A 9,885-nucleotide genomic window follows, 5' to 3' on the forward strand; every position below is an offset into this window, starting at 1 on the left:
TTATTTATCCTTGAATAAGTTACTGAGTTTAGCTAAGTCTTTTGATGAGATAGTTTGCTTCTCTTCATCAGTAGAATGGTAAATATTGGGTTTATCTAAGTGTTGGGCTGAAGAGGTAGAAGGAGAACTAGATTCACTCTTTGTCCATCCCTCTTTAATAGCCTTATTTAATAGTCCACCAGGATTATCAACTTCTGTCTTTTCTAATTGATTTTTAACTGCTTCTATAGCAGCTAATACGGTATCTTCAGAAGTCCCTTTGATAGTTTTAGTTAGAGTAGTGTTGAGAGGGATGTTTAAGGCTTCTAACTCGTCTTTAATGACTTGACTAATTTGATGAGTCTTTCTCTTAGCAATAGAGGCGACTTTAGGATGAGTTTCGATATATTGACTCTGTAGCGATTCTAATTCTTGATTTAAAGATTCAATCTTTGACTTAAGCTGACTATTTTCTTCAGATAACTTTTGGTTTTCTTTCTTAAGTCGCTCAGCTAAATTATCTGAACCTTGTTGCTGATAAAGTCTTCCTGTTAAGACTTCATTTTGTTTTCTTAGTTCTCTGATTTCCTCTTGAAGTCGCTTATTATCATTTCTCAACGTTTGAATAATGACCGTTTTAGAGTTATCAGAAGCTTGGGGAGGACGTTTAGGTTTAGCTTGGTTTTTCTGTTGGTCACGGAGGGTTTCTATACGGTTACGAATCTCGTCATGTTTGTAGAGATAAGCGGTTGAAACATTAGCAGAGTGAGCAACAGTTGTGAAGTTAATCTTTTGCCCCTGTTTAACCATTCTCTCCAGGGCTTTGTCAACTCTATCAGCAGCTTCTTGGGCTTTTAAAGCAGCAGCTTCTTGTAAGGCTTCAATCTTTCTACTCATTGCTTTCAGCCTCCAAAGATGCGATAACTCTTTCTAAGTTATGTTGGATAGGTTCATTCTTTTTAACCTGTAGTTCCCAACCGCAGTTACGAGCCTTTTCTAAGACTTTATTAGTGCGTTCTAAGGTGTCTTGAAGGATAGGTATAAAGTTTTTATTAGTTCGCCAGTGAGGACAGTTATAGCAACCATCAAATCCAGGAATATCACAATCTCCTAATACTTTTGGTCTGGCACAATAGCCATGTTCTAAGGCTCTTGCTTGGACATTTTTCTTAAACCATTCAAGGTCATCATTACTGGATAAGATGGTTTCTTCTAATTCAACGGTTTCTCCTTGGAAGTTAACGACTCTGGATTCGTGGTACTTTTCTATTTCTTTTCTTAGAGTTTGGTCATGAATATGGGCATAAACTTGGGTCATTGTTGGAGACTCATGACCTAAATAACGCTGTACAATATGTTGAGGTACACCAGCATTAATCATACGAGTACCAACCGTATGTCTAAATTGATGAGATTGAAAGTGCCATAATTCTCCATTACAATCTTTGATTTGATATTGTTCAGCTAAACCTCTTAAATACTTAGTAAAACTTCTAGAGGACATTAATTTTGCTTCAGGATAGAAAGGAGACATCCCTAGCTTCCCACCGCAGAATAAATATTTAAAATCACTCTCAAGTTTCTCTCTTATATAGTATTGTTGCTCTTTTATTACTAATGCTAATTCTGAGCTAATTGGCTTAATAGCCTCTTTTTTCATCTTGTGATTTTTATATTGAATTGACCATCCGTCTTTACCATTAGTTTTAAGACAATCAAAAGGAAGACTGACTAATTCGCCTACTCTAAAACCACATTCAATATTAACTAATACCATACGCATAATAGATTCGGGCAAGTGTTCTATGTGCATCATAAGTTGACTCATTACTTCCTCTGGAATAAATCGAGGGAGAGTCTTTGGGGTCTTTCCCCAGTCTTCTCGTCTTATTAGTGATGGTTCTACATTAAACCAACCATTTAATGTTCCTGTCTCAAAGAATCGTTTGATTGCGCTAAGTGTATGATGTTTTCTACTAAAAGAATAGTCAGAGGTTTTTAAATGTAACAAAAAGTCCAAGATTAAATTTCTATCAATATCTTCAAATCTATGGCAATAAAAACTTTCCTCTATGAATTTACCAAACAATTTTAGTTCACTTAGTCTTTGAATTAAAGTCTCGAAAGATAGATTTCTACTAACTTCAAAGAGTATATATTTCTTTATATATTTTTTAGCCCATAATGGTACTACTTCAGAAAAGTTTAATTTATTACTATAATGAATACTATTTTCATAATTGAGATTTTCAGCAGTCCAAATATCATTCTCAAAGCTAAACTCTTTTGGGGACTCTAATCTAACTCCATGCTTATCACAAGCATTTTCTGTAAATTGACGATTACAGTCATGACATAGATATTGTTGTTTGTTGGTTTTTACTGATAAACCACTTTTTCTATAGTTAATACCACCACACCATCGACAAGTTACAAGACCAGCTACCTCTTTTTCAAGAATATAGTTGTTACCACAATCTAAACATTTATATTTTCTCTGTTGTTTTATAAACCCATTAAGTTTATAATTATTGCTATTACATTTTGCACAATTTATTTTATTTCCATTTTTGTCATATAATGGTTGAATTGTATAAAACTTTTTACAATCTTTACATTTAACTTGTTTTTGCCCTCTATTGCCTATTTTATTTTGACAATACTTTGTCGAGTGACACCTAGGACAAGCAATATCTTTGGGATATAAATCTAAAAGTGAATCAGACAGAACATTTGATGCTTTTATATTTGACTGAGATTGAGATTTTATTAAACTTAGTTTTCTTGGCTTCTGACTATTGGGTTTAATCATTATTTTTTAGTCTTTCCTTTAAATACTTTTGATAAGTTTTACTCAAGTCTTCATCTGAGAGATGAATATAAGTATTAACAGTGGTCTGAATATCAGCATGACCTAACCGTTTTTGAACATAAGACATATCCCATCCTGCTCTAATTAGTTCAGTCGCATGGGTATGTCTAAGTAAATGGGGAGTTACTTCTATTCGTGTTTTTTTAGATAACCTCCTAAATAAACTATCAACGGTTTTATAGTTCAAAGGATTACCAATTTTTCCCTTACCTGGGGCTTTGATAACTATAAAGACAAAATCACAATCAATGTCTTCTGGGTACTCATCAATTAAATAAGCTGAGTACCATTGCATTAATTCTTTGTTGACATGAACTGTTCTTTCTACTCCTGCTTTGGCTCTTACATAGTTAATGTTATGAACTCTGGGAATAACCTTAATTTGATTGTTATTTCCTGTTACCATATCCTCATGTCTTAGCCCTAATCCTTCTCCTATTCTTAGTCCGCTTTCATACAGTAAGCGAATTAGAAACTTATCCCGTAAATTACAACAAGCTTCGACTAAAGTGTTAACTTGTTCAGGGGTTAAACACCCAGGAAAGGTCTTTGGTTCTTTAACTTTTAGAAGTCTGGTTTTAACTTCTTTTCCTTTACTAATATGGTGAAGAAAAGACTTGTATTTCCGTCCAGGTTGTACTTGATAGCGGTCAGCATCTATTCCTTCAAATTCCCCTAAGCGTTCATAGAACTCATAAAACCCACATACTGTTGTCAGGCAATGGTTAATGGTTTTTTCAGAGCGTTTAGAGACTTGGGGTTGAACTGAAATCACGTTCTTATTGGGGTTTCTCAGCCAATGGATAAACTCGGATAAGGTTTCCAGGGTGATCTCTTTCCAGTTCAGATGCTTGTCTTGAAGAAATTCCCAATAGAGCTTGAGGTTATGAGCATAAGCAGAAATAGTGTTAGGAGAGCGTTCTAGGCTGTCTAGATAGTGCAAATACTTCTGGATAGGCTCGATGGGTAAATAGTCATCATCAAGCACAATCCAGATAGGTTGATTGGTGTCTGGGAGAATCCCTTTTTGCACTTTCATGGTCAGTTCTGTCTCAACGTAATCAACATTGTAGTCTAAAAATAAAAACAGTTCAATAAATGCAAACAGCGCAACAAAACTTATTGATTTCTGCTACGCTGTTTTTGTTGTTGTTGTTTATAATTTAATAAGACTTAAAAGTTAGCTCATCGTCTTTGTGACCAATCACAATCAATATTTATTGAGGATATTGATTGTGATTGGTCATGGGGTAGAGGAATGCTGTCTAAGCATTGTCTTGATGCTGGCTTTGGACAATTTGTAACCATTCTTAAATGGGTGGCATGGAAAAGAGATGTTTTTGTCAGTGAAGTTGACAAGAATTTCACCTCTCAAATCTGCCCTAATTGTGGGTTTCATACTGGCAAAAAACTGCTTTCAGAACGAGAACATAATTGTCCAGAATGTGGATATATTACCCATCGAGATGTAGCAGCAGCTCAAGTGATCAGGAATCGTGGTGTAGAAGAAAATGCGCTAGGGCATAGCGTGTCTGAAAATGCCTGTGGAGATGGTCTGGCGGGGGCAGTAACGCCTAGTCAAGAATCTGTGAAGCAGGAACTCTTAAGTGTGAATTTAAGAATCTCCCGTTACAGCGACGATAGGAGCTTAACGGGATGAGTGTCAAACAATTGTTGGGTGTAGGGTGTGGGGGAAAGTAAATATTGAAAAAAGAATAACTTTCCACTCTAAAACCCTAACACCGAACTAATTCTAGTTAGAATTAGGATTAGTGTCAGAAGGGAATAACGGGTTAGAATTTTCTTCAGGATTTAATAAAGGATTGGATTCTTCTTGCGCTTCCGGAATAATCAGAGGAAGGGGTTCTTCAGACTCAGGGTTCGTCGCCTCTGGTTGGGTAGGAGGCGGTGCAGACTGAGCTTGTTGTTGAGCTTGTTTCATTTGTGTCAGAATTTCTTGGTATTGCTCATTCTCAGGGACTAAAGCTGCTAATTTTTCCATGGGAGGAATAGCTTGTTCCAAATTTCCTGCTTGTGCTTGTGTCGCAATAAATGCTCTGAGAGCTTCCTCTAATCCTTGCTTAGCGGTAGCATTGTCTGGTTCTCTTTCTAGAACGCTCTCATATCCTTCTATAATTGATTTTAACCTTTCCTCTGGAGAAACCTCTGTTCCCGAATTAGCCTCTGGAGAAGAAGAAGGACTTTGCCTAAAAGAAAAGCCTGCAACAGTCATACTTATAAGTAAGGCAAAACCAGATACAATTACGACAATTTTTTGATAGGATTTATTCATATTACTGGTATCTATAGCATTTACTGTAAGTTCTCTTAGTGTATCGTATTTCCCTGGAACCACTAAAAATAGCTAACCAAAAACCCTCGGTAAATTTTTGTGTCAAAGCTTAATTTTGGGAAAAATAATAAGGAACATTAATATATGTGCAATCAGAACTCGAATGCTGTTTAATCCTAACTTCCAAATCCCATTTAACCTGATTAATAACGATTTGGCTTATATTCCCCACGGCCATTGTTATTTGTGGCAAACTCCTTTAGTTTCCCTTCATGTGATCAGTGATCTTTTAATTGCGATCGCCTATTTTTCTATTCCCATTCTTCTTCTTTATTTTGTTTTCAAACGCAATGACGTACCTTTTCAAAATGTTTTTATTCTCTTTGGAGCTTTTATTATTCTTTGTGGAGTCGGTCATCTGTTAGATGTTGTCACCCTTTGGTATCCCCTGTACTGGTTATCGGGGATAGAGAAAGCTATGACTGCTTTGGTATCTTGTTACACTGCTATAGAAATGTTCTTTTTAATCCCTACTTTTTTATCACTGAAAACCCCAGAACAACTAGAAGCCGTCAACCAAGAACTACGAAAAGAGGTTGAGGAACGTCAAAATATAGGAGAGCAACTGCGTAACCTCAATATAAAACTAGAAAATGAGGTAAAAGAAAGAACCGACAAGTTACAAAAAACGTTGGAACGAGAAAAAGCCGTTACTAGGGTGGTTCAACGGATGCGACAAACCCTAAATTTAAAGGAAATTTTTGCTGCCACCACAGAAGAACTGAGACAAACCATCGCTTGTGAACGAGTTATCGTTTATCGATTTAATCCCGACTGGAGTGGTAAAGTCGTGGCCGAGTCTGTCTCTGAAGGATGGCCGTCCTTAAATCTGATCACCACTGATGAACAACTTTTGAACACCACAGAAGAAGAAAAATGTACCATTAACACCATCGAAGACACCCATTTACAAGAGTCTCAAGGAGAACCTTTTACTAAGAAAAATACCTATCGAGTTGTCTCTAATATTTATGAAGCCGACTTTACTCCTTGTTATATCAACCTTCTCGAACAACTACAAGCGAAAGCTTATATTGTTGTGCCGATTTTTTGTAATAATCAACTCTGGGGATTAATCTTAGCTTATCAACTGTCGGCTCCCCGCGACTGGGATGATGCTGCAGTTCAAATTGTTCTACAGGTAGGACGACAGTTAGGAGTGGCCGTTCAACAAGGGGAATTATTTAAACAAACTCAAAAGCAAGCAGAAGAGTTGGCAATGGCCAAAATGTCAGCAGAAAAAGCGAATCAAGCTAAAAGCGAATTTTTGGCTAGTATGAGTCATGAATTAAGAACCCCTCTCAATGCGATTTTAGGCTATGTCCAGTTAATGTTACGTTCAACTGCTCTATCTTTCGACCATCGAAATAATCTACAAATTATTAATGATAGTGGGGAACATCTTTTAGGATTAATTAATGATGTTCTGCAAATGTCGAAAATTGAAGCGGGTCAAATGGTTCTCACCGAAACGGATTTTGATTTATACCACCTTTTATATGAACTCGATACCTTATTACAATTAAAAGCATCCAGTAAACAACTTCAATTATCCTTTATCCGTGATTGTACCGTTCCCCAATATATTAGAACCGATGAAAAAAAATTACGTCAGGTCTTAATCAATATTATCGGTAATGCTATTAAATTTACAGAAAAAGGAGGGATAACGGTTAAAGTCTGGTGTAAAGGTCATCAATTATTCTTTGCTGTTCAAGATACAGGACAAGGAATAGAAAATGAAGAACTAGAAGTATTATTTTCCCCTTTTACTCAAGCGACAGCAGGAATTGACTCAGGAGAAGGAACTGGGTTAGGACTTCCCATTAGTGCTAAATTCATTAATTTGATGGGAGGAGACATTACCGTTAACAGTAGGGTGGGAGAAGGCACAACCTTTACTTTCGATATTTATTTTCAACCTGCTATTGCTTCGGTTAAGAACACAACCGCTACTATGTTTCGTTACCCTGTGGGTTTAGCACCCGATCAACCCCATTTCCGTATTTTAGTGGTAGAAGATAAGCAGACAAACCGAGATTTATTGGTGAAATTACTAACTTTGGTAGGGTTTGAGGTTAAAGAAGCAATAAATGGACAAGAAGCGATCACCATCTGGGACACTTGGGAACCTCATTTGATCTGGATGGATATGCAAATGCCGATTATGAATGGTTACGAAGCTACAAAACGGATTAAAGCATCTCTCAAAGGACAAGCAACAGTCATCATCGCATTGACAGCGAGTGTTTTTGAAGAACAACGACAAAAGGTTTTAGACTGTGGTTGCGATGATTTTGCAGCAAAACCCTTCCGATCTCAAGAAATTTTTGACAAAATGGCTCAATATTTAGGGGTTCAGTATATCTATGAAGAGTCCACCCCTAACAAAAGAGAAGACAATCAAGAATATGACCCATTTACTTTAATCTCTGATAGTCTCAATGTCATGCCTAGTCAATGGATAGCACAAATTTATCAACGAGCTTGTGAAGGAAATGATCTTTTATTACTTCAATTACTTGATGATATTCCCCAAGAAGAAACAGCGTTAAAAGAGGCTTTACAGAACTTAATTGACAATTTCGAGTTTGATGAAATTATTAAATTAAGTAAAAACCACATTGTTTAAAATGTTAAAATCTATTAGCATCGAGTATTATACATGAGAATTTGACACCCCTTCTTGTTTCTTATTACCTGAGTCGATACATTGGTAATCTTCATTTATTACTAAAATTGATTTGGGTGCATTTAACAATATGTTGCCAAACCAAACAAGAGAGAGCAATGACCCCTAACCCTAAAAACGAAGACGTTTTTCTCAAGTGTACAACTAAACAATTATCATCAAATCTCCAAGATATTTTAATTGTTGACGATACAATAGAAAATTTACGGGTATTATCGAGTATTTTGACAGCACAAGGCTATAACGTTCGTAAGGCAACAGGGGGACACATGGCGTTAAAAGTGGTAAAAACCCTACCTCCTGACCTCATTATGCTCGATATTATGATGGCTGATCTCAATGGTTATGACGTTTGCGAGCAACTCAAACAAAATCCCCGTACTGCTGATATTCCAGTCATTTTCTTAAGTGCATTAGATGATGTTTTTGATAAAGTAAAAGCTTTTGAAATGGGAGGGGTCGATTATATTTGTAAACCCTTTCAGATGGAAGAAGTTTTAGTTAGGGTCAAAAATCAATTAGCTCTGAGAACTGCACAGAAAGAAGTTTATCAATTAAATACTCAACTTGAAAAAAAAGTCCAAGAAAGAACTCAGCAGTTACAAGAAGCTAATGATCGACTACAAAAAATAGCTCTGTATGACTCTTTAACTAATCTAGCTAATCGTAATTCATTGATTGAAGAATTACAACAGTCTTTAAATCGCATTAAGCTGGATAATAATCATCAGTTTGCTGTATTATTTTTAGACTGCGATCGCTTCAAAATTATTAATGATTCTTTAGGTCATTTAGTTGGTAATCTGCTTTTAAAAAAAATTAGTCAAGCATTAAAAACTATTATTGGAAAAAATGAGACTCTCGCTCGTATTGGCGGAGATGAATTTGCGATTTTATTGTCTGACATTTCTGGAGTTGAACAGGCAAAAGAATTAGCACAAAACATTCTCAACTTATTAAAAAAACCTTTTTATTCTAATAGTCAAGAAATTTTTATTAATGTTAGTATTGGCATTGTTTTGAGCCATCCTGATTATCAAGATCCTGAAAATATTATCAGAGATGCTGATATGGCTATGTATAAAGCCAAATCTTTAGGGAGAGGTCAATATCAAATTTTTACTCCCGAAATGTATGATATCGCTCAACAATTATTAATCTTACAAACAGATTTATATCGTGCTGTACAACAAGAAGAATTTACTGTCTACTATCAACCAATTATTGATTTAAAGGAAAACAAAATTGCAGGGTTTGAAGCATTAATTCGCTGGATACATCCCCAAAAAGGAATGATTTCTCCTGGTGAATTTCTACCTTTAGCAGAAGAAACTGGCTTAATTTGCGAAATTGGTAGTTGGGTTATGAAGGAAGCTTGTTCTCAGCTTTCTCAATGGCATGAACAAGGATTTACTGATCTTAAAATTTGTATTAATTTATCAGCACAACAGTTAAATCAAAGCAATTTAGTCACAGAAATTGACGGAATTTTAATAAAAAATCAACTACAAACTAATTCCGTAAAATTAGAAATTACTGAAAGTTCTATGATGCAAGATTTACAAACTACTAAAGTTTTACTAGGAGAATTATGGCAACGGGGAATTAAACTAAGTATTGATGATTTTGGTACAGGTTATTCATCTTTAAGTCAACTACAAAATTTCCCAGTTAACACTTTAAAAATTGATCGATGTTTTCTGAAAAATATTGGTGGAGATGGCGAAAATTTAGGGTTAGTTCCTGTTATTTTAAGTATTGCTGAAGTTATGACGATGGATGTGGTAGCAGAAGGAATTGAAACTAGCGAACAATTAGAACAACTTCGCAAGTTAGGTTGTCATTTTGGTCAAGGGTTTTTCTTCGCTAAACCCTTAGATGCTGAAACCGCAACTCAACTTATTCATGACAATCCTACATGGTGACTATAGTGTTACTATTTTAAAGACTATCCTTGACTTTTTTGACAAGATAATTAAGTGACTAGAT

General features: G+C 35.6%; 6 protein-coding genes and 1 pseudogene. 3 read left to right on the top strand and 4 right to left on the bottom strand.

Translation table 11 applies throughout. The features are described from left to right. The 3 genes from CY0110_RS22520 to CY0110_RS22530 are packed head-to-tail and all read right to left on the bottom strand — an operon-like array spanning position 1 to position 3,890. The gene (locus CY0110_RS22520) at positions 1-876 is read right to left on the bottom strand and encodes a DUF6262 family protein (protein WP_008277885.1); all 876 of its coding nucleotides are present in this window, start codon (positions 874-876) and stop codon (positions 1-3) included. Further along, on the bottom strand, positions 869-2,791 hold the full coding sequence (locus CY0110_RS22525; protein ID WP_008277886.1) for a site-specific integrase: 1,923 nt from the start codon (positions 2,789-2,791) through the stop codon (positions 869-871). The genes CY0110_RS22520 and CY0110_RS22525 overlap by 8 nt, the downstream gene beginning before the upstream one ends. Further along, the gene (locus tag CY0110_RS22530; RefSeq protein WP_008277887.1) at positions 2,784-3,890 is read right to left on the bottom strand and encodes a tyrosine-type recombinase/integrase; all 1,107 of its coding nucleotides are present in this window, start codon (positions 3,888-3,890) and stop codon (positions 2,784-2,786) included. Before CY0110_RS22530 ends, CY0110_RS22525 begins: the two co-directional genes overlap by 8 nt. Before the next feature lie 138 nt (positions 3,891-4,028). Between CY0110_RS22530 and CY0110_RS22535 the strand changes: the two are divergent. Next, a pseudogene (locus CY0110_RS22535) lies at positions 4,029-4,511 on the top strand (RNA-guided endonuclease InsQ/TnpB family protein); the annotation flags it as partial. 93 nt (positions 4,512-4,604) lie between these two features. Here the strand turns inward: CY0110_RS22535 and CY0110_RS22540 are convergent. Next, the gene (locus CY0110_RS22540; protein WP_008277889.1) at positions 4,605-5,144 is read right to left on the bottom strand and encodes a tetratricopeptide repeat protein; all 540 of its coding nucleotides are present in this window, start codon (positions 5,142-5,144) and stop codon (positions 4,605-4,607) included. 163 nt (positions 5,145-5,307) lie between these two features. On the opposite strand from CY0110_RS22540, the gene CY0110_RS22545 reads away from it, so the two are divergent. Together CY0110_RS22545 and CY0110_RS22550 are read left to right on the top strand one after the other, a co-directional pair. Next, complete coding sequence (locus CY0110_RS22545) at positions 5,308-7,836, top strand: GAF domain-containing hybrid sensor histidine kinase/response regulator (protein ID WP_008277890.1); 2,529 nt, start codon at positions 5,308-5,310, stop codon at positions 7,834-7,836. 158 nt (positions 7,837-7,994) lie between these two features. After that, positions 7,995-9,821 (top strand): two-component system response regulator, encoded by a 1,827-nt coding sequence (locus tag CY0110_RS22550; RefSeq protein ID WP_008277891.1) that lies wholly within the window; start codon positions 7,995-7,997, stop codon positions 9,819-9,821. Positions 9,822-9,885 lie beyond the last annotated feature (64 nt).

Source organism: Crocosphaera chwakensis CCY0110 (assembly GCF_000169335.1).
Classification (GTDB): domain Bacteria; phylum Cyanobacteriota; class Cyanobacteriia; order Cyanobacteriales; family Microcystaceae; genus Crocosphaera; species Crocosphaera chwakensis.